Here is a 25,081-nt window from a genome sequence, read left to right on the forward strand (position 1 = left end):
CAATTGTCTTGATAAGATGCTCAGGGGACGAACAGTGTAGACAGGGCAAGTAAGACATGGTGTCTTTGTCCTTTAAGTTGGATCACTTTAGCGAATAGCGTATACACTACTGAGTCATTGCGCTAAAGTATCGCCATATTCAGCGTATTTTTTCTCTGGCTGATCTGTTTATGAGCTCCAAACGCAATCGTCGCCGCCCGTCTAAGCCTATTTCTGTGCCCCGCAGTCGGCCTCAGCGTATGCCAGTGCCGCCTACTCGTCCGGCACCCTCTCCGTCCTATGCAGGGGGAGCTCCTGTAGATGCGGCTCCTGCTGAGACTGCACCCCAGCCATCTGGCTTAAAGGGAATGGTGGTTTTTAGATGGGTTGGTAGCTGGCAATTTCTATTGCTAACGACCTTGATGATTCTGGCAGGCAGTTTGGCCTTTGCGGTAACTAGCTTGTTTCGGATGCCGAACCTGCCCAACTGCCGAGCGATTTTTTGGCCCACGGCATCGGCAGCCATGCGCTTGCAGTGTGCTGAATCCTATGCAAATCAGGGAAGCGTGGATTTCTTGTTAGAGGCCATTGCCCTGGTTGACAGGCTACCGGATGATCATCCGCTGCGGGCTGAGATCAATGCCAAGGTGGAAACCTGGTCCAGTGAAATTCTAGAAAGGGCTGACGATCTATTTCATCAGGGAGAGCTTGAGGCTGCGATCGCAACCGCCAATAAAATTCCGGCCAATACAGCAGCAGCAGATCAGGTTGAAACAAATGTTCGTCGCTGGCAGCGGGTCTGGGGAGAAGGCTCAGAAGTCTTTGAAAACGCCAAAGAAAAGCTGGTTGATGGCAATTTCAAAGAGGCGTTTCGCCTATCGGTGTTGTTATTAGATGTCAACAATGACTATTGGTCAGACACCAAATATGCCGAGCTGACTAAGCTTATTGCCATGGCGCGGGAAGATAGTCGTAAGCTCGGCAAAATTAAACGCCTTGCCGATAAGGGAACGGTCAAAGGCTTTCAAGATGCCTTGAAACTCCTGGCTTCCATCAAGCCTGAGAGCGTGCTCCATGATGAAGCAAAGGCTGTGAAAAAGACTATCGCTAAGGACATGCTACGGTTGGCTGAGAGATTCTTAGCCCGTCAGCAGCTACCCCAGGCCGAAGAAATTTTAGGGGCAATTCCTAGAAATGAAGGATTAGATCAGGAAATTGCTGATTTTCAGGTCTTTACAGAAGCCTATCGGCGCGCTTGGAGTGGTGATGCCCTGGGGTTAGATTCTGCCATTACCCGCTTACAAAGTTTAGGCAAAGATCGGCCACTCTATGATCGAGCCCAGACGTTGATCGGTCAGTGGCGTTCCGAGATTAAGGCCCTGGCCCAATTGGATATTGCTCGTCAAATTGCGGCCCAGGGGAATATCAATGATCTGCGTTCAGCCATTGTTGAAGCCAATCAGGTGAATCGCGATAATCCTCGCTGGGATGAGGTTTCCGACCAGATTGGCCAATGGGAAGATCGGGTGGAAACAGCGGAAGATTTACCCATTTTGAATCGGGCTGACCAGCTAGCGGCTGTGGGCACCCCTCAAGCACTGCGCCAGGCAATTCAGGAAGCTCGCAGAATTGAGTCTGGTCGAGCCCTGACGGATGATGCTAAAAAGCGCATTGACGGTTGGCAAGGACGGATTGAAGCCATTGAAGATCGGCCCCTGATGGATCAAGCCCGTCGGCTGGCGGCAACGGGAAATTTGTCGGGTGCGATCGCAACCGCATCTCGTATTTCTCCAGGACGTTCTCTCTACCAAGAAGTCCAAAACGATTTAGCAGTCTGGCGTGACCAGCAACAAAACCAAACCCGGATGCAGGAAGCCAACAGTATTGCCCGTTCTGGCGCTGCCAATGACCTGGCCCGTGCCATTGTTACGGCTAACCAAATTCCTGTCAGTAGCAGCCAATATACGGATGCGCTGCAACAAATCAACCGCTGGAGTTGGGATCTCTTAAATCTGGCCGACAGTGAATCTCGCAGTAATTTAGATCGTGCCATTAAGCTGGCTACGCAAATTCCCTCTCAGGCCGAAGCGTATACGACTGCTCAAGCAAGAATTCAGACTTGGCAAGCGGCGAATCAACCGCAAGAAACAGACGTCATCGAGTGGACTGAATCAGAGGCTGCACCTGTGTTTTTAGAAATGGATGAGACTGTTGACGCTCAATCTTTTAGATAATAACATCTGAGAAAAGATGAGAAGCCATTCGCGGGATAGAATCGCTAGATAACTGGCGCATTTCTACGTTTTTTTGGATCAGAAAATGGGAAAGGCCCCGTAAACTCCCCCACATAAACCGTGTGGGACACCAAAATATCTTGATGCCATAGGTGTAGCTGGTAAGCAGCAGGTTCCATGACAAAGGTTCCTGCTGCGTCAGGTTGGAGATCGAGAACGACCTGGTGAACCAGACTGGACTGGGTGCTAGCGGTGGTCCCGGCCCACTGGCAATGGATACTACGGTGCAGATGACCACAGCTCACACGCACAATCTGGGGATGGTGGCGGATGAGATTTTCCAGCTCTGTACGTCCCTCCAAACCAATATTGTCCATCATGGTAATGCCCGTCGGAAACGGCGGGTGATGCATAAAGAGAATGGTGGACTTGGTGGTATCAGCGTTGAGTTGAGCCTCTAACCAGGCGAGACGGCCAGCATCCACCAGACCACTTCCCTTACCAGGAATAGTAGTATCTAGCAAAATCATCCGTACTGGATAGTCTTCTAGGGTGTAACTCAAATGCCCTAGATGATGATGGGGTAAATACGTATGATGACTAAATACTTGTTTTAAAGATTCTCGGCAGTCGTGGTTTCCTGGTAACAAATAGATGGGGGCATTGAGCTGCGAGAGAATGATTTTTAGTTGTTCGTATTCAGCTTCCGTGCCTTGATGAACTAAATCTCCTGTGGCAATGACTAAATCGGGTTGAGGGTTCAAGTCGTTGATATGGGTAATGGCATTGGCCACTAGGGCATTGGTATCCACCACACCGTAGGCGCGATCATCAGCTACTTGGACATGGAGATCACTAATTTGGGCAATGAGAGTCATATTAAGTCGTGGGTTATGCAACACATCATAGGAGATCGCCAGGCCAGTTGCGATCGCACAACCTAACAATTTCACCACTCTGATTATCAAAAATCACCGCTCCTAGCTGCAAAGGTCCTGGTGCCAGATCAAAATCTACAGGTGCATCCGGCTGATTTTCCTTAGACAGGAAATATCGATTGCCCATGCCCAATACTCCACCCGTAGGTCCATTCATACCCACATCGGTCACAAAGAAAGTCTTCTGGGGTAGACGATATAGATTTAACGTCGGTTCGTGGGTGTGGGTGCCCATTATGGCCATCACCTGACCGTCTAAAACGCGGGCCAGAGACCATTTTTCAATGGGAGTATTGGCGTGGTAATCGATAATAATTAAACTGTTTTCTGAAAATGTTTGAGCCTGAAAATAGTCAAACGGTCGCTGGGTGTGATAGCGCTTCCCAGCGGCAGTATCGCCAATTAGGTTAACAACGGTGACTAGTTCCCCGCTCACCTCCAGGGTGATATGCCCACGTCCGGGTAAATCATTGGTCACGTTTCCGGGGCGCACTATTTTTGGATGAGCCATCACAGCATCGGTATTAGGCGCATCCCAGGAGTGATTCCCCCCGGTCAGCACATCTACCCCTGCCTCGGTTAAGCGAGTGATCACATCTAGAGAGATACCGAACCCACCCCAGAGATCCTCCGGATGACTAACAATGGCATTTTCCATATTGGCAATAACCAAATCAATGGAGTGCTCTTGTCGCCAGCGGGGGATATCGGTGACTAATTGGTCAACTGCCTGTTCACCAACAATATCACCAAAAAATAATACACGCATTTTCAGACAATATAAGAAAAGGAGAAGCCGCATGGACGACATCTCAGGTGAGGAGACAATCTGGCTTCCCCTAAAGAGTAAGAGTATGTGAGAGTAAGAAAGAACAGATGTCTCCCTGTCTGAGAGACATCTATTTCAAAGGAACGCTTACTTCACCAGGTCCTGAGCCTGATCAGCCGCCTTGGTAATCGCCGCTTCAGGAGTTTCCTTACCAGAAACAACCGCCTGTAATGACTCCTTGATGGTGTCAATAATCTTCAGGTTATTCTCACCGGGGAAGGAGTACCAGCGGAAGATGTAAGGAATCTGATCAATAGACGCCTGGTAGTTGGGGTTAGCCTCGTAGAATGCTTCGTCAACGGCTTCTTTGTGCATGGGCATATAGCCAGTGCCGTTCACCATAATGTTGTTACCAATGGGACCAGCGGCAAACATAGCATACTCGTAAGCGGCTTTGGCTTCTGCGGGGTCATCGGTAATGATCACAGCGGCGTTACCACCGGTAGGTAGACGACGTTCGCCACCTTCATCCGTGGGGAAGAGGGCAGTCTTGAGGTTAAAATTAGACTTCTCTTGCAGGTTAGCCAGGGAGGAGGTGGAGCTAAAGTAAAACCCTACTTTGCCACTGACAAAGGACTCAATGCCCTGCTCACGACTCCAGTCCTGCATCACCCCTTCATCCACAAAGCTACGGAGCAGCTGAGCGGCTTCTACACCGGTTTCACCACCGAAAGTGATGTTGCTTTCACTATCGTCCATCATGCTGCTGCCCTTGGAGTACACCAGGGCTTGATAGGCCCAGTTCCCCGTAATCAGGTAGTCATACCACATGCCAGTGACGTCACCGCCCAAAGCCTGAACTTTCTTAGCTGCTTCGATGACCTCAGGCCAGGTTTGGGGAGGATTCTCAGGATCAAGACCGGCTTGCTCCAATAGCTCTACATTGTAGTACATGATGGGAGTAGACACGGCAAAAGGAATGGCATACTGCTTGCCGTCGAATTCTCCCAAGGCCATCATATTTTCATAGAGACCACCGTCGGTCCAACGGGAATCTGCCGCCACAAACTCACTCAGGTCACTGACATGGCCTGCATCTACAAACTGACGCACCTGGTTAATGCCCTGGAAAGAAATGGTGGGGGCCTGTCGCTGGGTAATGCCCACCAGGGTACGCTGGGCCAGTTCTTCGTAGTTCGCCAGGGGAGCCTGGAGGGCGATGTCGATATTGGGATTCTCGGCCTCAAACTTTTCGATTGTCTCCCTGTGTACATCGGTAAATAGATCACCGTAGGGATAGGCCAAAGTGATGGTAACGGGGGCTTGATTATCCGCGGCGGCTGTGTCAGGGGAGGCAGTATTCTCGGAGGTAGTAGTAGCACCGCTGCAGCCAACAGCTAACAGCATCAGTGTGGCGAGAGCACCACGGGTTAATGTTTTTGCTAACGGTAGAGTCATAATCAGGATTCCTTACAACAAGTTAGTCGGAGATTATGCAGGAACTCAAAAAACAGAGGAAACACAAAGGCAAAGACACCAGATATCAGGCATTAGAGTAGAGATACTGCTAAGACCGGGTATCAACTTAATCTGGAAAATGTTGGTTGGGTAAGGTGTTGGGTATCGGGTGTTCGAAGACCTATTGACTGGCATCTAGCAGATTTTTACTTGATGCCAGTCATGGTAATGCCCTCAATAAATCGACGACGGGCAACTAGAAACGCAATGGTGAGGGGGGCCACAATTAGGGTGGCGGCGGCCATCATTGCCCCCACGTTGTCGCCACTGTCCCCCCCCTCAAAAAAGGTAATACCTAGGGGAGGGGTAGCCTTTTCCCAGTCATAAATCACCAGCAATGGCCAGAACAAATCGTTCCAGTGGACCACGATGGAGAAAATGCCAAAGGCCGCCAGGGTGGGTAACGAGAGCGGTACAATCAGATTCCAGAGAATGTACAATTCATTGGCCCCATCTACCCGAGCCGCGTCAATCAGATCTTGGGGAAAGGCTTTGAAGCTCTGGCGGAAGAGAAAAATGCCAAAGGCGCTGGTGGTAAAGGGCAAAATTAACGCCCAGGTGGTATTGATTAATCCTAATCTTCCCATCAATAAGTATACCGGGATGGCGGTCACCTGGGGAGGAATCAGCAACACCCCCAACACAATGGCAAACAGCACCCCCTTCAAGCGAAAATCTTTACGGGCCAGAACATAAGCTGCTGGAATGGTCGTGAGATATTGAAACAGTAAAATCCCCAGGGTAACAATGGCCCCGTTGACAATAAACGAGCCCACATGGGCGTCAATAAAGGCTTCAGTGTAGTTGGCCCAATCCCACTGCTGGGGGAATAACCTGATCTGAGCGTTATAAATTTCGTTCTCTGGCTTGACCGACAGACTCAGCATCCAGATAAAGGGGGTGAGCATGACCACCCCACCAATGGCCAAAATAAAATGCAGAAAGAGTTCGTGCTTTTTCATCAGAGGCTCCCTAACGGTAGTGGACGTATTTTTCAAACACCCGCATCTGATACATGGTCAGCAGCAGCATGATGGCGAAGAACAGTGTGGCGATCGCAGATGCCAATCCTGTCCTAAAAAACTCAAACCCTTCACTGTAGAGGGTATACAGCAGAATCTCACTGGCGTTGTTGGGGCCGCCTTGGGTCAGCACCTTCACCGTGTCAAAAATCTGAGATGACTTGATGATGGTGATGATAAAAATAAACAAACTGGTGGGACCCAGCATCGGCCAAGTAACGTGGCAAAACTTATCCCAGGGAGAGCGGGCACCGTCAATCAGTGCCGCTTCGTACAGCTCTTTGGGCACATTTAACAACCCGGCAATGAACAGTACCGTGTAGTAGCCCACCAGTTGCCAAATGGAGATAAAACCAATGGTGTAAAGCACCACGCTCTGGTCGTTAAGCCAGTTAATGGGGGTGAGGCCAAACAGTTTGAACAGCTGGGCCACCATGCCAAACTGGGGATGCAAAATCCAGGACCATACCTGGGCCATGGCCACCAGCGTCGTGGTTACGGGCAAAAAGTACACCGTTTGCCAAAAGCCTTGAAAGCGATTTAACCCATTGATGGCCAGGGCCAGTCCCAGGGCCAGGAAGAATGACACTGGGACGACAAACAGGTCTAACTTGAGGGTGTTGATCAGACTTTTACGATAAACCTCATCTGTAAACAGTTCTTTATAGTTGTCTAACCCGATGAGGTCAATGGAGGATGACCCCAACTGCCAGTCGGTAAAGCTAATACCAATGGTGGTCAAAGCAGGTACTACAAAGAACACCAGCAACAAAAAGAAGGCAGGCAGCAGATACAGGGGGTAAATTATCCAGGGGGTGCGATCGCGACTCTTCACACGAGTACCTACGCGATCGCGACCAGGAGCAACCAGGGTCATACGCTTACCTCCTCTAGCACAGTAACTGTGGCCTGAGAAAGCCGGAAGCCATCCTGGTTAAATAGCAATGCCTGGGACCAGTCGGGTTGTAGGTGAACAGTATCGCCCGGGTGCAGTTGACGCCCCACCATAGCCGCCACCCGAGCCACTAATTTCATCGGCTTTGTCGTATCATCCCCACTATTTTCCACTTCACCGATGGGATGAACAATGACTAGAAACTCGTTACCCAGATTTTCCAGGATGTGAATGCGTCCAGTGAAGGCATCTCGAGCCTGAGTGGGCAACAACCTCAGGGCTTCAGGCCGTAAACAAAGTGAGAGGGCCTCGCGCACCGGCACAGCAACACCATCAATGTGTTTCGGCACCCCCTGCAAATGATTACCAAAGCCATAAAGCTCTCCAGCCGTTGGAGAGCTTACTGCCAGGGTATTAATTTTGGGACTGCCAATAAACTCAGCCACGAACAGATTGGCAGGGTTGTCGTACAGCTCACTGGGGGCAGCAATCTGCTGAATACTACCCTCATGCATCAACACCACCCGGTCCGACATAGTCATGGCTTCACTTTGGTCGTGGGTGACATAGATAAATGTGCCCCCCAGCTGCCGCCGTAGTTCAATAATCTCCGCTCGCATATCTGCCCGCAGCTTGGCATCCAGGTTAGACAGAGGCTCATCCATCAGGAACAATTGGGGAGATCGCACCATGGCCCTGGCCAGAGCAACCCGCTGCCGCTGGCCTCCGGACAGTTGCCCTGGCTTACGTTTTAATAGCTCCCCCAGGTGCATCAGGTCAGCCGTTTGGGGCACCTGTTCTTGCAGATGGGCTTCCAGGGTTTTACGAGCTTTGAATAGGTGACTAATAATGGGAATGCGTGTGAACCAGGGGGCCTGCATCCTCAGAGGAAAGGCAATGTTCTCAAATACACTCTTGTGGGGATACAGGGCATAGGATTGGAACACCATGGCAATATTGCGCTGAGCTGGGTCCAACTCATTGACGGTCTGCCCTGCAATCACCACGTCACCCTCGCTGACGGTTTCCAAACCAGCAATAATTCGCAACAACGTGGTTTTACCACAACCCGATGGTCCTACCAGAGAGACGAATTCTCCATCGTCAACGGTGAGATAAATATTGTTCAGGGCTTGACTGGCACCAAAATATTTGGAGATACCTTGTAGCACAAGATTAGTCATCGTTTTGGGGGAGTGCGATCATAGATGCTATGCCCAGAAACAGACCAAACATCTATGTTGTATAGATGTTTAGACATTAATTGTCGAGCATTCAATCCACATCAAGAGAACTTTAAGTTTGGATTAAGGTATGTATTTCAAAGAAAGCGAACGCTGCCTGGTAAAGCCTATGAATACAGACCATAGACTGTGTCAATGGCTTTGATTGAAGAACTTGAATAAGACAATTTTCTAGTGGACTGTCAAGACTAAGATTTAGGATAAGCCGTGGGGCGAGTAAAGAGTGCAGAGAGGGCACTCCTTTACCCTTTACTCTTCATCAATACATAGTCCTAATTTTTAGTTTGACACAGTATTAGCCCCAACTCTTTTGGTTACTTTAGGGTATTTCCCTTTAAGAGCTTTGGCCTGAATATCAATGACTTCCACCTGATGCCACCAGTCATCCCCAACATCAAACCAGTACCCAAAGAAATCTCCCTAACTGAAATTCATAGAAATGTTCTTCTTCTCGATCAAAGGCACTAAACAGGAGCTTGTGTAGGTCCTTAAGGGTGTGGTCACCCTTAAGTTGAATGATGCGTGAGTTTCAGGATTATCTTCTATAAACTCTTCTGTTACTGGGCCTCTTCTGTTACTGAGCCATCAATGATGACGACATACAGAACAAACAATATTTCATCCGATTGTTTCGTTGCTTTTGTTTTACTAGCGATTATTATTGCTCTGTATTAAAACATTAAGGCGTTAGATACAGGAACATATACAGCAGGGGTGATTACGGAAAGTGTATGAATGTTCATAGCTTTACGAACCGAATGGTATTTGATGTCTCATAGCTAAACAGTCCATCTTCCAAGTGACGAGATTTAATCTCAGCTTTGACCAGTTGCTGATCAACAGCCTGTTTCAAATAGCGTTCAGGTAGTTCTTCCAAGGGTACCAAAGGTTTAATTTTTGTTGGTGTGCGGTACAGTTTCACCTGCTTGCCATTGCTCAACGGAATCGCCTCAGCACCGTTATCAATCAAATATTGAGTCACCTGGGCCTTCAAGGACTTCACCGTTGCATCCAAGGCATTGCGCTGAGCGGTCAACTCTTCTATCCGAGCCTGCCACTGTACTAGATCTTCTACGTCCTGAATATCCACCAGGTCCGGGTCGTCCTCTAATGAACTATTGGCTATTTCCTTAATTCGTTCCAGTGTGGCCAGACAGTCACCCAGAGCACTGTGATCACCCTCCAGGGCCTCAACTTTGGTAGCGCCCCGAAACCGTTGCCATAACCGCATGGCACATAGGATATCGCCAGTGTGGGGTGTATCCCTACCGTGGAGTATGGCAGTGGCATCCAACATGGCCATATCAAAAACAGCGTTATAGGCCACTAAGGTTTTACCATCCAGGTGCTCCACCACCTCATCATGGATTTCAGGCCATGCGATCGCACCCTTTGCTTTTAGCACGTCCTTCGTCAGTCCATGAATCGCCGCCGCTGCCGGTGCAATGGCATGCACCGGGTCCAGAAAATAGTTGCACAGAGTAGCCCCCACTGGGTCAATGATGGCAATTTCCAAAATCTCCGCCGTCTTGCCTAGACCAGAGGTCTCAGTATCGAGAATGACGTACCGATCTGGATTTGCCAAAATTGCCTGGGCTGTTTGGATAGCATTGTTTCTCGCAGCGATAGGCGTCATAGCTAGATATCCGGTTAGATGTCTGTGGGTGACTAACTATGTATAAATCCAACTGTAGAACCTATACCGACATCTACAGAGAATCTACATGTTGACTTGACACTCACTATCTACGTCCTTATGTGCCCGTGCCAAGGTCACCTTCAGCTATCAGGGCGGTTAAACTGAAACGTATAACGGAGAGGGAGGGATTCGAACCCTCGGAACCTTGCGGCTCACTCGATTTCAAGTCGAGCGCAATCGACCACTCTGCCACCTCTCCAGGTAAGATAGCTTGCTGACAAGCGCCAGAAGCATCAGCTAGTCATGCTAGCCCAAATTCATCACTACGTCTAGAGGGGGGGGTAGTTTTTGATGTAGAGCCATAGAGATATTCTTCAGATACGATGGTGTCTGTGTTATTGACCCAAACCAAACGGACCGTCTGGACAATACCGTGTTGCAGTGTCACCAGGGTAAAGCTGCGATGCCGGCCACTGTTGGTTTCAATCACCCGAGGCACCTGGGCTCCGTTGATATACACCGTGCCGTAGTCGTCTACTACTAGACGCTCTCGCAGTCGGGTTTTATCATGCCTGAGTTCGTGGTGCATATGGCCAAAGGTAACCAGGGCTACATGCCGGTTAGATTGCTGTGCATGGGCGATCGCATCTGCAAAATCCGGATCGCCATAGTCACCGCCGCTACGTTTCCAATCTCGGCCACAGATATTATGAGCCTGGCTGCCAAAACCGGCTGGACCGTTGTGCCCCAAAAAGATGAGCGTGTCTTGTCGTGCTGCATCTACTGATGCACAGATTTTAGCCGTTGAGTCGGCAAAACTTGAAATGTTGTATCGTTCTCGATAAAACCGTTTGTAACGCCAGTTTGCACCGCCCCAGCTAAATGGACGTGCACCGACTACAGTCAGATTGCACTGGGGCACCTCCAATTTGCCAAAGCCGACATGGGAGCCACCCAAAGCGTCTAGCTGCTGTTGGACACGGTCCTCTTTGGTGTGATCATAAGGACACTTTTTGCGGTTTTGCCGACTGGCTGTGTACCAGGCGTCGTGATTACCCAGAATGACAGCCTTAGGCACTGAGACAGCGGCTATCTGGCGGACAATGTCGATCGCTTCATTGCCAAAGTCACCGACAAATAGGGCCAGGTCTACGTTCAAAGCTTGCAAAGCATGGGCATCTGCATCGTTCCATTGGTCATGGACATCGCCGACGATCGCGATGGTTGTGGGATTTGCGATCGCGCCAGCTTTATTTGCCTCTATCGGCGTCATAAATCATTGTTTAATCTAAACATGTTCTGATTGGTCCAAGGTGCTTTTAATTCCGATGACCCAGCTGATTATTTTTACCGACCTCGACGGCACGCTACTCAACAGCGAGACCTATGATTACGCTGCGACCGTACCTATTATCCAGCAATTAAAGTCATTAAAGATCCCGGTGGTACCGGTCACCAGCAAAACGCGAGCTGAGGTCTCTACGCTCCGTAAAGATGTGGGGCTGACGGATCCATTTGTGACGGAGAATGGCAGTGGTATTTTTGTTGAAGTTAATCATAATCCCTTCCCTGAACCGCCAGGAGAACAGGAGGCAGACTATTATGTAGTGGAGTTGGGCTGTCCCTATGTCCAAGCGAGAGCTGGTTTACGGGTAATTGCGAATGAGTTACGTCATTCCTTACTGGGATTTGGCGATATGACGATTACCCGATTGCAGAAGTATACGGGGCTTTCGGCTAACGATGCGCAAGAGGCTAAGGCACGCGAATTCAGTGAGCCCTTTATCACCCCTAAAGCCCTGACCGCAGGACAAATCGTTGAGGCGGTTGAATCCATGGGGTTCAAGGTCGTGGTTGGTGACCGATTTTCCCATTTGATTGGACCTGAAGCTGGTAAAGGGAATGCTGTGAAGCGTTTGGTAGAACTTTACCAAAGTATCTTGCCACCTGAGGAAACCATCGTCACCATTGGCTTAGGTAATAGCCCGAATGACTTAGATATGTTAGAGCACGTGGACCATCCAATTGTGCTGCCAGGGGTTGAAGGACCCCATCCTCAACTAGGAAATCGTAGTTGGGAAATTGCGCCATCACCGGCCCCCCAAGGGTGGGTAGAGGCTGTGACATCCATATGCCAGCAGTTTGATGTGATTTTGAAAAATTAGGGAATGCACACTTAAGCTGGGACATCTTCTGGGTTATGCGGGGGGCAGTAGTCAGTGAGGCACTGTTCTCTGGCCTCGACTGACACCTGATCCCTACTAACTCCTGATCTCTGCTCCCTATAAAACAATTGCTCTATCTTGAAACCAACTACCTATTGAGGGCTATTTAATTAAGACATACAAAAGACCCTGCTGACAGTTATGGTTAAAATAACTATAATTAAGTCACGTTGCAATTAAAATCAAACTAAAACTAGGCACGAGTTTATCTCTATGTTCACAACCGCATCAGCATCGGCCACGTTACCTAAGGATCTGTTTAGGGCCATTGAAGACTTGAAAAAAGAACTCAATGCCATTGTGTTGGCCCATTACTACCAAGAGCCTGACATCCAAGATATTGCTGACTATATTGGGGATTCGCTGGGGCTATCTCAGAAAGCGGCGGCCACTGATGCTGAGGTGATTGTGTTTGCTGGGGTGCACTTTATGGCGGAGACGGCCAAAATATTGAACCCTGACAAGTTAGTGCTGTTGCCAGATTTAGATGCAGGTTGTTCACTGGCGGATAGCTGTCCGCCGACAGAGTTTTCCAAATTTAAGGCCGCCCACCCTGATCATATTGTGGTGTCATATATCAATTGCACCGCTGAAATTAAGGCCATGAGCGACATTATTTGTACCAGCTCAAATGCCGTAAAACTTGTGAACCAGATTCCACCGGAGCAGCCAATTATTTTTGCGCCTGACCGTAACCTAGGGCGCTACGTTGCGGCCCAAACTGGACGCGATCTAGTGTTATGGCAAGGCAGCTGCATTGTGCACGAGACCTTTTCAGAGAAGAAAATGCTGCAGCTCAAAATGGAATATCCCAATGCCGAAATTGTGGCTCACCCTGAGTGTGAAGAGGCCATTTTGCACCACGCCCACTATATTGGTTCAACCACGGCTCTGCTCAAGTATGTAGAAAGCAGCGAGATTGAGCAATTTATTGTGGTCACAGAGGCTGGTATTATCCACCAGATGGAAAAGCAGGTACCTCATAAGTTATTTATCCCTGCCCCACCCGATGCTAATTGCCAATGCAACGAGTGCCCCCACATGCGTCTAAATACCTTGGAAAAGCTCTACTTAGCGATGAAAAATCGCACCCCTGAAATTACGCTGCCTGCGGACATTCAGAAAAAAGCGTTGGTGCCTATTCAACGTATGTTAACGATGAGTGCTTAGCCATGGATGTTGAGGTTTAGCCCTTCAAATGTTCCCGCAGCTGGTACGTTAGCAGATCAACTACATTACTACCCTGGGCTTGATTTTGACCAAGGGCTATTTGGGCTGATTGCTCAATCCGCTGAACGGTGCCACTCGGCAGCCCTAGCAAGTCTACTAACTTTTCATAGGTGGCTTGTTCGTCTTGGTTGATCAGATCTTCATCTGGTGTTCGAGCACTAGCACTGATCACCTCATAGCCCAGGCGTAGGACAAATTCCTTTTCTGCCTGAGTTGTGATGTTGGGGACTACCTCTTCTAGGGGAATATCCTGTACTAAATAACCTTGGAGTTCCTGTTTAACGGCCTCTTGAGCTTCAGGTGTATTGGCAAAAACCTGACTAAAGTTAGTGAGCATGACATCAGCCTCTTCTTTGGCTAAGTTGCCATCAGCCCATGCCAGTGCTAGCACGATGCGGAGCAGATTCATTTGACGAGGGGTAATAGACGGAGGCAGTTGAGTACCCATGAAGCTTCACTGTGTGGCACGGCATCTTAAGTATCTGCCTAACTTTAAGAACACCTCCGTGGGGCAAGATTTTTTTCAATATGTCGCAATAATTTGTAATCAGACTGATGCATCATTGGGGGCATCAATTTGAGCTGGGAGATCTTGGTTAGTTAGGGCTCAGAAATCAGAAATCAGAAATCAGAAGCCAGTACCCTCCTGACTCCTGACCCCTGATGGCTATTTTGTTGGGAGCTGTCCTAATGTGAGTTGATACCCTATAACTACTTCTGCGCCAGCTGAGTCAGATGATTAAACCCTTTTAACTGAAGTGTCTGGCCATTATCGCTGATGACAACCCAATCCTTTTCATGCAGCTTTTCCATAATCTTGGTTGCGTCATCTTTAGGAATATTGGCAATGGCGGCTAGATCATCAATCGTCAGGTTGAAAATTTCTGGAGCAGCGTTTGTCTTGTCGCCATAGGCTTCGGCTAGGGCGACAAGGGTATGGGCTAGCTTTACCGCCATGGGCTTGCGTCGCCGCTGAAAGTGACTATTGGTATGGCGTAGTCGCTGTACCATCATCTGTAGCATGCGATGATGCAGGTGATGATCTTGAAAAAGGGTGTCGATGAAGTGCTGAGCTGGAATGCTTAGTAACTTAACCGGCGACAGAGCGACGACGTCCGTGGAGCGGGGGGACTCGTCCAGGATGGCCATTTCCCCAAAGAAATCGCCTTTACCTAAAACGGCTAATGTAACGTAATCGCCACCGGTGTCATGGCGTACTTTAATCCAGCCAGCCACAATCAGGTAGATAGCATTACCCCAGGAGTCTTCCATGAGGACAGTGCGACCGGCTGGATACGTAAGTTCGGTGGATGCAGATAAAAGACCCGTTAAGGTTTCAGGATTTGCGGCATTAAAGAGTGGAAATAGTTCACTTAGGAGATCGGGCCGCATGGACTTTTTCAGGGTAAGTGTAGTCATATAGTAGATCTACGCGTGAGCAGCAATGCCACAAAAAGCAGGGTGGATGTATTTTCTTAGATACTCTCTGTGTTTGTTAAAAAATCGATAAAGTTGAACAAATAACTAGGTAGGGTCACGGAAATAGCTGTTGGACATCAACGAGCGATATTCGTAATTTTCATTACAGAGGTTAGGAAATGTGACATCCCATAGTCTACCCAGCTTAGGTGCGTTATACACGTTATCTAGGGAGAGGGGTCACAGCCTCAATGGGTGAGGGCCAATTGGTGGGTATGCTAAAAAAAATACATCCTGGTTTGGTTGCTGTCAGTGTATTTAAGGATTTTATTAGCCAGTTGGAATAAACGAACCGCCAATGGCTATTCCTTGCTCAGAATTTCTAATTTACAGCAAACGCTATCCCTAAAAAAATCCCAATGAGCCGATTAGCTCATTGGGAATATAGATGACACAAGTGTGTCGATAGATGACACAAACGTGTCAGAGGATTAAAAAAGGGAACACAAACCAGCCAAGTGTCAAGCAAAAAATCGATAAGATTAACTGCAAACTTGCTTGTTGTATTTATATGTCCTTAGTTTAGTCGGATAAATTAAGGGGTGTTTACGCAATATAGCTGAAGTTTTCTTGATAAAACGGCTGAAATGTTGAGTTCGAGAACAGACAATGGGATGCCAATGCTGACGACGCTACTTAAAGCCTTGCCTAGTGGGCATAGGCACTCACGTAGCTGTGCTGGGTGCATTTCTAAATCAGCAACGGCAAAGTTTGCCTAGCTGCTAACTGGCAAACTCCTTTATAGATGCTTTTCTAGGGTTGCACTAAACTCGCTGTAGGGCTTGGCTCCGATGACGGTGTCTATCTGTTCCCCTTGTTTGAAGAATAGAACGGCGGGAATACTTTTGATGCCAAATCGCTTAGCAACGGGCTTATTGGCATCAATATCAAGTTTGGCAACTGTAATTTTCTCACCGTACTCTTCTGCAAGCTGATCCATTAATGGGCCAACGAGTTTACATGGACCACACCAAGAGGCTGTGAAGTCTATGACAACTAGAGGCTTACTGGTAATGAGATTGTCGAGAGCGGCTTCATCGGGGATGTAGTCGGTGGCCATGGTGGAAATGCTCCAAAGGTGCAGAATATTGCGATCGCAACTCCTATCATAACCATAGATGGTTACATTCACCTAATCACAGCTACTTTCAGCTATTCCTTGTAACATCCCTCGATGAAACCGTTTAACTGCAAGGGCTTAAACAGCCACGAAGTTCACCAATTTACCTGGCACCACAATTACCTTTTTAATCTCCTTGCCTGCAAGATGTTTTTGGGCAATGTCCGATGCGCGGGCGTACTGCTCTAGCTCATCCTTGCTAGCACTGGCAGGAACGGCAATGGTGCCTCGGGTTTTACCCTTAATTTGGATCACTAGGGTAATCTCATCGGCTACCAAGGCACTTTCCTCAAAGGTAGGCCAGCTTTGGCGGTGAACCGACTCGCTAAAGCCCAACTTTTGCCACAGCTCTTCGGCAATGTGGGGCGCAAAGGGGGCCAAAAGAAGTACTAAGGTTTGCACACCCTCAGCATAGACATCACTGTCTTGTTGTTTGGCATCTTTGAGAGCGTTGCTCAGCTTCATCAGCTCAGACACGGCTGTGTTGAACTGGTAGCCTTCCTCAACATCTTCTGAGACTTCCTTAATAGCCGTATGAATAGCCCGCCGCAAGTCTTTGTCAGCCTTGTTGAGACTGCTTTGATCCACATTGGTAATCCGTTTTTTGCTGCCCAGGGTCTCTGCAAAGCCATTTACCAACAGCCATACTCGATTCAAAAAACGGAACTGACCTTCCACATCGGCATCATCCCATTCCAAATCTTTCTCAGGTGGTGCTTTAAAGAGGATAAACATGCGGGCGGTGTCGGCCCCATACTTGCCGAGCACCACACGGGGTTCCACGCCGTTATACTTCGACTTGGACATTTTTTCGTAGAACACCTGCAGTGGGTCGCCGGTTTCAGGATCTTTGGGCCCGTTGAGATCGGCGATGTCGCCAGGGGCGATGTACTTGCCAGTGGTGGGGTTTTTGTAGGTGATGGCCTGCACCATACCCTGGGTCAACAGTCGCTGGAAGGGTTCGTCAATGGAGACGAGGTTGCGATCGCGCAACACCTTGGTAAAGAACCGGGAATACAACAGGTGCAAAATGGCATGCTCAATACCGCCCACATATTGATCTACTGCGAGCCAGTCATTCGCCTTGTTTTTTGCAAAGGGCAACTCTTCATTCTTGGCATCGGCATAGCGCAAGAAATACCAGGACGAATCGATAAACGTATCCATCGTGTCCGTTTCTCGCTTGGCATCTGCGCCACAGCTGGGGCACTGGCAGTTAATCCAGTCGGTCATCTTAGCTAACGGTGAACCACCGCGAGCACTAAATTCCACATCCTCAGGCAAGACCACGGGGAGCTGATCGGCAGGTACGGGCACCGTGCCGCAACTATCGCAGTAGATCATGGGGATGGGCACACCCCAATAGCGCTGGCGAGAAATCAACCAGTCTCGCAGACGATAGTTGGCTGTGCCTTCCCCCTTATTGTTATCCTCTAACCACTTAATTGCGGCAGGAACACTCTGGCCTTCCCCTTTACCCGCAGGAATCCCGTCCAGAGGACCTGAGTTAACCATCACGCCATCGTGGGAATAGGCTTCCTCCATGGAGTTCGACTCCAAGGCTTCTCCCTCGGGTTGCACCACCACATGGATCGGTAAATCAAACTTACGAGCAAACTCAAAGTCTCGCTGGTCATGGGCAGGCACTGCCATAATTGCACCAGTACCATAATCCATCAACACATAGTCAGCAATCCAAATGGGAATTTTCTGGTGGTTAACTGGATTGATGGCATAGCTTCCAGTCCACACGCCAGTTTTCTCACGGTTTTCAGCAGTGCGATCCATCTCACTCATGCCTGCTGCCGTATCTTGGTAGGCCTTAATGGCATCTGTCTGGTCAACTGTAGTGAGTTTTTCCACCAGCGGATGCTCCGGAGACAGCACCATAAAGGATGCACCCCAAAGCGTATCTGGGCGAGTGGTGTAAATTTTGATATCGTCACCGTCCTCAGTGGTAAATACCACGTGGGCTCCAGTGGACTTACCAATCCAGTTGGCCTGCATAAGCTTGACTCGTTCGGGCCAGCCATCAAGCTGATCGAGATCGCTCAACAACTGGTCAGCGTAGTCCGTAATTTTGAGGAACCACTGACGCAACAACTTACGCTCCACCTTTGCACCCGAGCGCCAGGATCGGCCTTCACTATCAACCTGTTCATTGGCCAATACAGTCTGGTCGATGGGGTCCCAGTTAACAGCGGCTTCCTTTTGGTAAGCCAAGCCCGCTTCGTAAAACTGCAAGAAGATCCACTGGGTCCAGCGGTAATAGTCTGGCGAGCAAGTAGCCACTTCCCGTTCCCAGTCATAGGAAAGACCCAACTCTTTAAGCTGCTCTCGCATTTGGCCAATATTCTGATACGTCCATTTGGCCGGAGGAATGCCACGGTCAATAGCCGCGTTTTCTGCGGGTAGACCAAACGCATCCCAACCCATGGGATGAAGCACGTTATAGCCCTGCATGCGACGCACACGAGCAATGACATCCGTAATCGTGTAGTTACGTACATGCCCCATGTGCAGGTTGCCAGAAGGATAGGGGAACATGGATAGGGCATAGAATTTTTTCTGCCCTGGGTTCGCAGGTGTCTTGTCTAGCCCCTGCTCTACCCAATGTTGCTGCCATTTTTTCTCGATGTCTGCTGGATTGTATCGAGACTCCACGTTTGGTTTCCCCTTCCTAATAAATGTTTTCCGTTAGATACATCTGCGGATGCCCACTTTCGGCAACCTTGCAGAATTGCATAATCAATTCTAGTCGTCTGGTGCCCATCTGGATGGAATTGGGACTGCATCGAGCAAAAAAGTTTTGAGTGGTTTGGCAAGTAGTCGCTGAATGTAGGCGTTATCAGAAATGATACGTATCGGTGAGCTAAAGGCTAAAAATTGGCTTATCAGCTATATAAATGGAGGTTGTTGCCGATCCAAATCATGATTCCATCCGGCAAATTTTAAGTAGATACGTTTCAAGTAGATACGTATATGACGGGAGTGGATGATGCCAATGCGTTCACCGCCGCAATTCTGTTTTAAGGTATGCGCAATGGGAACCTTCGTTGAATCTAGGCAAGATTGGATTAATTCTATAGATGGGATAAATGGTTGAGGGTACTCATCTCCTAGAGAGAAGGGTTTAGGATGAGAGTCAAGTCAAGATTCAGATTATCTTTCAAGTCATAATCTTCTGGATTTACATGCACGATACCTTCTAAACATAAGAATGCCTTACACCCAAAATCTACATTAATTGCTCGGCTGGTTAGCCTTTATTCCTGTTACTTAGCTTTGGCCTCGTTTCCTATCTATCTATCTATGTCAGTTAGCATCAACGATCCGATCTCTAAAGTTACTTCTAATTTAGTACCCGACTACATTCAGGAGCGGCGTGCTGTAGTCTTTCTAGTCTTATCAGGCTTATTCCTTGGCACCTTGGGAATGCTGAATATTCTTGGAATTAGCCGGTTTGTCAACATTTTCACTTGGAATGATTTTGCCATTACTGTGGCCGTAGGAGCACTACCCTATCCGCTTACATTTTTATGTACTGACCTAATTTCTGAATTATATGGTCGTAATCGGGCCAATCAGGTAGTTTGGGTAGGACTGTTGCTTAACCTATGGGTTGTATTTATTGTTTGGCTGGGGGGGGTTTTACCAGGGTTTGAAGCAGTTGATCCCACCACAGGGGAATTGGTAAAGGATGCAGCTGAACGTCTTCCCATTTTCTTCGAGATTCGGAATCTTGCCTTTGGCACAGTAACAGCCTCAATGATCGCATACCTAACGGCTCAGTTTGTGGATGTGCAGCTGTTTCATTTTTGGAAAGAGTTAACCCAGGGAAAATATTTGTGGTTACGAAACAATGGCTCCACATTGATCAGTCAGTTGGTGGATACGGCGGCGGTGGTGCTGATTACTCATTTTTTTGCTGGTGTCTTGCCAATTGATCCGACCCAGGATCTTTGGACTCAGCTACTGCTGTTTATTGGCTATGGCTATGTATTTAAACTGGTAGCAGCCCTATTGGATACGGGGCCATTTTATCTGTGCGTGTATTGGTTATCGAACTACCTGCAATTAGAGTCTCCGGTCTTTAGAAAATCATTTAAGTGAACAGCAACTAGTGATCCCAAGTTCACCTAGAAGACACCTGATCAGGCATCTAAATTCTTGGAGATTTCAAAGCAATCAAACGCATCACTCACCAGGGGACTCGAATATGACGATACCAGGCCATAGGGAAATTGGCGCAACATTGGGAGTGGCAGAGTTTGAGGTGATTTTTGAGAGACCATAGATACTTAACTCACATTTTGCTAAAAAGCCCACGTAGATGGCTTGAGTGTCTATATCTATGGTTACTCAAGCATATTTGAACAGATTGCTTATTAAGGGGCTGCTATTACCAGGTTTGTGCTCTTAAATGAGAAACATTAAAGCCCATCAGAAACTTTGATGAAGCTATTCTTACCTTTGACCTAAATATGCCGTCAAGCAACCATCTGCAGAGGCTTTCATAAGCACACCATCTCGGTGAATTAGATTATTGAAGAATCTCAGAGATTTGAAGAAACGCTAGGATAGCAACTAAAAAGTAAGTATCACCCTTTCGAGGATTTATCTAGCCAATTAGTTCGCATGAACTACTTCTCATTTGTCAATCAAATGTCGATCAAAGAAAATTATGGGAAAAGCTGCTCACTGAAGCGGATTATGAGGTTTTTACTGGCCTCGATCTCACTGATTTTGATCTATTGTCGTTGGAGGACGCTACACATTTTATATAGGTTTAGCATCTAAAATATTGCCAAAAGTCAAATGGCTGTAGAGAATAAGAAATAGGATAGAAGCCCTAACCTACTTACGAAAAGCAATCTGTGGTTAAAAAAGCATTGAAATTTATTCGCCTTCGAGATTCAACTGTTTGTAGAGAAAAAGAGAGATCAGGGAAAACTTTAATCTGTCAGTATTTTGGTGATTAGTGTTTTGAAGTGCTGAGATTGCGGTATGCTTGATTACTCTCCAAAGTCACACATTAAGACGTCAATTGACTTCATCTTTGAACTTTAGACCCCATAGAGGAAACGTAACATGTCAGTAACTGTGCTTCCTCAGCTTGTAGAAGCTGAGTCCCTTTTGTCTTCTCAAGAAGCTGCATTAATGCAACAACTTGCTGAAATTCAGGAGCAACGTAAAGGCTTACAGACAGTCATTGCAATGTTTGACTCATCAGCCGATAACGGTCAACTTGCTGCCGTGGTAGCTCCTGTTATTAAAGAAGCCATTGCATCTACTAAAGCCGAAGCTGCTGAAGAGACTGTGGCTGCGAAGCTCGCCAGGGTGACAAAATCAAAGATTGCCGCTGATGAACCAAAGCCCACCAAAGCACGGCAAACAAGCACTGTGAAAAAATCTGCTCCAACCAAAAAGGCAGATGGTCGATCAGCGCGGTGGCAACGGTATGTACTTGAGAAGTATCGCCAGCAACGGTTGCCTGATGTTGTGACTGATGTCTTAAAGACTAAGCCTAAGGATAGCTTTAAGATTACTGATGTGATGTTGAGTATTTTTGAAGAGGATATGCCAAAGCCTCAGTACTTAAAGGCACGTAGCCGCGTTTCGAATATCCTGTCGGCAGGTGCTCGTGATGGTGACTGGTATCGTGGCCGTGGCGGTACTTATAGCCTATCTAAAAAGGCAGTTAAGACTAGATAGAGCCCCACACGCTCTCTGAATAGAAGGAAACGTGCTGTCGAAGGATTTACCATCGGCAGCACGTTTCCTTTTGTAGCGGTGTATGTTTGAGTGACGTGAGAAATAGTATCTCTTTCCTCAATCCATACGTTACTTAATAATGATTGGAGAACTCATGGAAGAGGCAGTACCACTCCTTGGACTCAATGTATACGGCTACTGTGCTGTTAAAGGTAGATTTTCCAGATGGGAACCATTGATGTTTTTGTTTACGGTACGCTCAAGCCAGAAGGCATCTATTATCAGCAATATTGCGCCGCTTATTTAAAGCAATCTCAGCCTGCCCAGGTGCAGGGTCTGCTCTACGACTTACCGCATCTAGGCTACCCAACTATGACAATGGGAGATGGTTGGGTTAAAGGGTATTTATTGACCCTAGATGCAACCGCCATGGCAAGACTGGACTATTTAGAAGGTTATAATCCCGATGAGTATCAGAATATGAGCATTGATGATATTGAGGAAGAATATACACGTCAACGGGCAATGGTTTTTAATTTAGCTGGTCAGCCTATTGGTGAAGCTTGGATATATTTAATGGATAAACCACCTATAGGGGCGGTTTGGGTAGCGTCAGGAGAGTGGGAAGCGTACGCTAAATAAAGAAAATTTAACTTCTACAAATCATGATTACTAGTAACGCATCAAATTCAAAATTTGCGTTAGGGCAGTGAATCGTGGGTAATGATTAGTGATGTGTTCTTTTTATGTCATCCGCAGTCTGAGATTTTAAATTAATTCGTAAATTATGGGTAAAACAGAATGGGAAAAGATGTTAGCAAATGAGCCCTATCTGTCGACCGATCCAGAGTTGGTATCTATGCGACATAAGACACAGGGTCTTTTGCATGTATTAAACATGACTCCTCCTGATAATTTGAGGGAGCGCCAGAAAATTATTCAATCACTTTTTAGTGATCTTGGACCTGGGTTTGAAATAAATCCACCTTTTTACTGTGACTACGGCCACCATATTCGGGCTGGCAAAAATCTTTACACCAATTTCAACTGCACTATTCTCGATTGTAATTGGGTGACCATTGGTGATGATGTCTTAATGGCTCCGAACGTACAGATTTATACAGCCTATCATCCGACTGATCCGGCAGTGCGGATGACGGGTGTAGAGATGGCTGCGCCTATTACCATTGGCAATAATGTGTGGCTTGGTGGTGGAGCAATTATTTGCCCCGGTGTCACTATTGGAGATAACAGCAGTATTGGTGCAGGTAGTGTTGTTACTAAAAACATTCCGGCCAATAGTGTAGCTGTGGGTAATCCTTGCCGCGTGATTCGACTTTTGCACAGAGAGCCCTAGGGCACTGAGTAGTACTGAACTAACACCTAGCCATTAAATAGCATGCGTTTGTGTTATTGAGCAGGGGCAGGATAACGATAAGTTGCCTGATAATGGTTACTCATGAGCTCTAAATCAGGCAATGTTTGTTGACGGTGCTCAATTTCCTGTTAAAGACTAGTCTTTTAGAGCTTCCGACGCAAAAATGTTGCTGCGATTGAATGATTCAACAGCTACACGAATATAGGCTGAGATAAACTTAAACCGATTGGCAGTTTGATCAGGCACAAAAGTCTTACTAAACAGAATAACTGCAAACAGCTCATTAGATGGCAACATACCGCCAAATCCCAGAACTGATTTTACCCGATAGGGGACAACAAACTTTTTCTGCGCAGGAATATAGGGACTATTTAGAGCAGTTGGTACATAAAAAACATTAAATGCTTTATGGGGACTTTTGGTAATTAAGGAAGAATTGGTATCAACTACTGTACTGACTTTTAATCCAAACTGCTGGATCAGTTGAAAAACCATTGGTGCCTGTCGTACAAAATCTTCGTCTATCAGAGGAATAGCCTGATGACCGTTAGATTTGTATCGAGAATTCCATTGAGGCTCATCACCTGCTGTGGCCATTAATGTCAGACATTTTGTCGAAGGAGGAACATATCGTTCTTGGGCGATTGATTGCGCTTCTCTCTGGAGTTGTGGATTCAGTTCTCTAAAAGGGTGAGTTTTAAAGAAGCGAACAAGGGCCAATTCCTGATCGCCAGTGCGTGAGTCAAGAAAACTGTCGTAAATATAACGCACAATGCGATTGGCAGCATCTTCCATATTCTGTGACTCGTACTCTAGGTTGCGAAGAGCAACAGCGCAATGGGAAACATCAGTATTTGTAAAGGTTTCAAGACTGTACATTGTTTAAATGACTAAATATTTTTTTGAATATGAGCGCTTGTTTATTGTTCTTATGAACAGATGTTAACCCGGAGATTTTTTTAGAAACTCAGAGGTAGACACTAGAAACTTGTTACTCAGAATACCTATATTTATCAAGCACCTAAGACATCTACCTATTTCTCACTGACGGACAGCATAGAGACTTTTAAAATAGATGCATGGAATTGATATGATGGCTCCACAGAATTGTATAATAGGCTACCGAAATAGATATTTAGATATCTCCATTAACTTGTTGCATCTCTATTCAAAACATAGAAGTATGTCTTTGTTGTGATACTTCTATGAATACTTTCGATAGAGCTATTAATAGACCTTTGATAGGCTACCGGCTAACCAACTGAATCGGCCATGGAAAGAGTTGCTTCAATGGTTAGCATTGCGGTTGTCCTGGGAGTCGGAGCCCATGGGTTCTGGGCTTAGCTTTGTTATGGTGGCTCAAATGGAACAATCCTGTCACTGCTAGGTGCGAACCTTATCTTCGAGGCGAATCCCCCATAAAGCTGGGTGGAGACTAAGGCTCGGTAACACCAGCAATAGCCATTTGGCGAATTTAAACAAAAACAACACCCAAACAGTTATCAAAACCATTTCTCTCATACCATGCGCTTAACTTAGAGATGTGTTGAAATCGGTTAAATAACAACAACAGTGCTCCCATTAGCTTATTAGAGAAAATATTGATAACACAATTGAGTGCTGCTTTTGATTTGACGAGACAGATTCTTGTGATTCAGCTATGTTAACCTCCTCAGCCTTTACAGGCCTTTTTGAT

20 protein-coding genes and 1 tRNA gene are annotated in these 25,081 nt (G+C 47.2%); 7 read left to right on the forward strand and 14 right to left on the reverse strand.

Annotation, left to right across the window (positions count from 1 at the left end; genetic code table 11):
- Positions 1-170: 170 nt before the first annotated feature.
- A complete protein-coding gene (locus tag U2F10_RS07455; protein WP_499871528.1) occupies positions 171-2,213 on the forward strand; it encodes a chromosome segregation ATPase in 2,043 nt (680 codons plus the stop codon).
- 44 nt (positions 2,214-2,257) lie between these two features.
- On the opposite strand, the gene U2F10_RS07460 is transcribed toward U2F10_RS07455, so the two are convergent.
- The 9 genes from U2F10_RS07460 to U2F10_RS07500 form a co-directional block, all read right to left on the reverse strand.
- Positions 2,258-3,166 carry a phosphodiesterase gene (locus U2F10_RS07460; RefSeq protein WP_348918277.1) on the reverse strand — a complete coding sequence of 303 codons (909 nt, stop codon included), beginning with the start codon at positions 3,164-3,166 and terminating at the stop codon, positions 2,258-2,260.
- Positions 3,117-3,920: a YmdB family metallophosphoesterase gene (locus tag U2F10_RS07465; RefSeq protein ID WP_163670984.1), complete on the reverse strand. Its 804-nt coding sequence runs from the start codon at positions 3,918-3,920 to the stop codon at positions 3,117-3,119. Before U2F10_RS07465 ends, U2F10_RS07460 begins: the two co-directional genes overlap by 50 nt.
- Before the next feature lie 147 nt (positions 3,921-4,067).
- Positions 4,068-5,378, reverse strand: a complete 1,311-nt coding sequence (locus tag U2F10_RS07470; protein WP_163670982.1) for an ABC transporter substrate-binding protein — start codon at positions 5,376-5,378, stop codon at positions 4,068-4,070.
- Positions 5,379-5,584: 206 nt separating this feature from the next.
- Entirely contained in the window at positions 5,585-6,400 is an 816-nt protein-coding gene (locus U2F10_RS07475; RefSeq protein WP_163670980.1) for a carbohydrate ABC transporter permease, read from the reverse strand.
- A 10-nt stretch (positions 6,401-6,410) separates the two neighbouring features.
- Positions 6,411-7,337, reverse strand: coding sequence for a carbohydrate ABC transporter permease (locus U2F10_RS07480; protein WP_499057347.1), 927 nt, complete (start codon positions 7,335-7,337; stop codon positions 6,411-6,413).
- On the reverse strand, positions 7,334-8,539 hold the full coding sequence (locus U2F10_RS07485; protein WP_499871530.1) for an ABC transporter ATP-binding protein: 1,206 nt from the start codon (positions 8,537-8,539) through the stop codon (positions 7,334-7,336). Before U2F10_RS07485 ends, U2F10_RS07480 begins: the two co-directional genes overlap by 4 nt.
- A gap of 799 nt (positions 8,540-9,338) precedes the next feature.
- On the reverse strand, positions 9,339-10,235 hold the full coding sequence (locus tag U2F10_RS07490) for a 3'-5' exonuclease (protein ID WP_499865288.1): 897 nt from the start codon (positions 10,233-10,235) through the stop codon (positions 9,339-9,341).
- Positions 10,236-10,412: 177 nt separating this feature from the next.
- Positions 10,413-10,497: transfer RNA gene (locus U2F10_RS07495), tRNA-Ser, on the reverse strand.
- A 42-nt stretch (positions 10,498-10,539) separates the two neighbouring features.
- Positions 10,540-11,511 (reverse strand): TIGR04168 family protein, encoded by a 972-nt coding sequence (locus U2F10_RS07500; protein ID WP_499871532.1) that lies wholly within the window; start codon positions 11,509-11,511, stop codon positions 10,540-10,542.
- Positions 11,512-11,566: 55 nt separating this feature from the next.
- Between U2F10_RS07500 and U2F10_RS07505 the strand changes: the two genes are divergently transcribed.
- Together U2F10_RS07505 and nadA are read left to right on the forward strand one after the other, a co-directional pair.
- Positions 11,567-12,403, forward strand: a complete 837-nt coding sequence (locus U2F10_RS07505) for an HAD-IIB family hydrolase (RefSeq protein ID WP_499057339.1) — start codon at positions 11,567-11,569, stop codon at positions 12,401-12,403.
- A gap of 273 nt (positions 12,404-12,676) precedes the next feature.
- The gene (gene nadA / locus U2F10_RS07510) at positions 12,677-13,633 is read left to right on the forward strand and encodes a quinolinate synthase NadA (RefSeq protein WP_163700878.1); all 957 of its coding nucleotides are present in this window, start codon (positions 12,677-12,679) and stop codon (positions 13,631-13,633) included.
- Positions 13,634-13,649: 16 nt separating this feature from the next.
- On the opposite strand, the gene U2F10_RS07515 is transcribed toward nadA, so the two are convergent.
- From U2F10_RS07515 to leuS, 4 genes are all read right to left on the reverse strand, one after another.
- Positions 13,650-14,141 carry a tellurite resistance TerB family protein gene (locus tag U2F10_RS07515; protein WP_163670966.1) on the reverse strand — a complete coding sequence of 164 codons (492 nt, stop codon included), beginning with the start codon at positions 14,139-14,141 and terminating at the stop codon, positions 13,650-13,652.
- Positions 14,142-14,404: 263 nt separating this feature from the next.
- Positions 14,405-15,085, reverse strand: a complete 681-nt coding sequence (locus U2F10_RS07520; RefSeq protein ID WP_163671867.1) for a Crp/Fnr family transcriptional regulator — start codon at positions 15,083-15,085, stop codon at positions 14,405-14,407.
- Between the two features lie 826 nt (positions 15,086-15,911).
- The gene (gene trxA, locus U2F10_RS07525; protein WP_163671866.1) at positions 15,912-16,232 is read right to left on the reverse strand and encodes a thioredoxin; all 321 of its coding nucleotides are present in this window, start codon (positions 16,230-16,232) and stop codon (positions 15,912-15,914) included.
- Positions 16,233-16,370: 138 nt separating this feature from the next.
- Positions 16,371-18,956, reverse strand: a complete 2,586-nt coding sequence (gene leuS, locus U2F10_RS07530) for a leucine--tRNA ligase (RefSeq protein WP_499871534.1) — start codon at positions 18,954-18,956, stop codon at positions 16,371-16,373.
- A gap of 648 nt (positions 18,957-19,604) precedes the next feature.
- On the opposite strand from leuS, the gene U2F10_RS07535 reads away from it, so the two are divergent.
- The 4 genes from U2F10_RS07535 to U2F10_RS07550 all read left to right on the forward strand — a co-directional run bounded on the left by U2F10_RS07535 (position 19,605) and on the right by U2F10_RS07550 (position 23,364).
- Positions 19,605-20,405: a queuosine precursor transporter gene (locus tag U2F10_RS07535; protein WP_499871536.1), complete on the forward strand. Its 801-nt coding sequence runs from the start codon at positions 19,605-19,607 to the stop codon at positions 20,403-20,405.
- Between the two features lie 978 nt (positions 20,406-21,383).
- Complete coding sequence (locus U2F10_RS07540; protein WP_163670960.1) at positions 21,384-22,007, forward strand: hypothetical protein; 624 nt, start codon at positions 21,384-21,386, stop codon at positions 22,005-22,007.
- A gap of 225 nt (positions 22,008-22,232) precedes the next feature.
- Entirely contained in the window at positions 22,233-22,649 is a 417-nt protein-coding gene (locus tag U2F10_RS07545; protein WP_163670958.1) for a gamma-glutamylcyclotransferase family protein, read from the forward strand.
- Between the two features lie 145 nt (positions 22,650-22,794).
- A complete protein-coding gene (locus U2F10_RS07550; protein ID WP_499871538.1) occupies positions 22,795-23,364 on the forward strand; it encodes a sugar O-acetyltransferase in 570 nt (189 codons plus the stop codon).
- Positions 23,365-23,520: 156 nt separating this feature from the next.
- Here U2F10_RS07550 and U2F10_RS07555 read toward each other — a convergent pair whose 3' ends face one another.
- Positions 23,521-24,264 carry a hypothetical protein gene (locus tag U2F10_RS07555; protein WP_163670954.1) on the reverse strand — a complete coding sequence of 248 codons (744 nt, stop codon included), beginning with the start codon at positions 24,262-24,264 and terminating at the stop codon, positions 23,521-23,523.
- Between the last annotated feature and the right edge of the window lie 817 nt (positions 24,265-25,081).

The organism is Leptothoe sp. EHU-05/26/07-4, from assembly GCF_043421015.1.
Classification (GTDB): domain Bacteria; phylum Cyanobacteriota; class Cyanobacteriia; order Phormidesmidales; family Phormidesmidaceae; genus Leptothoe; species Leptothoe turfae.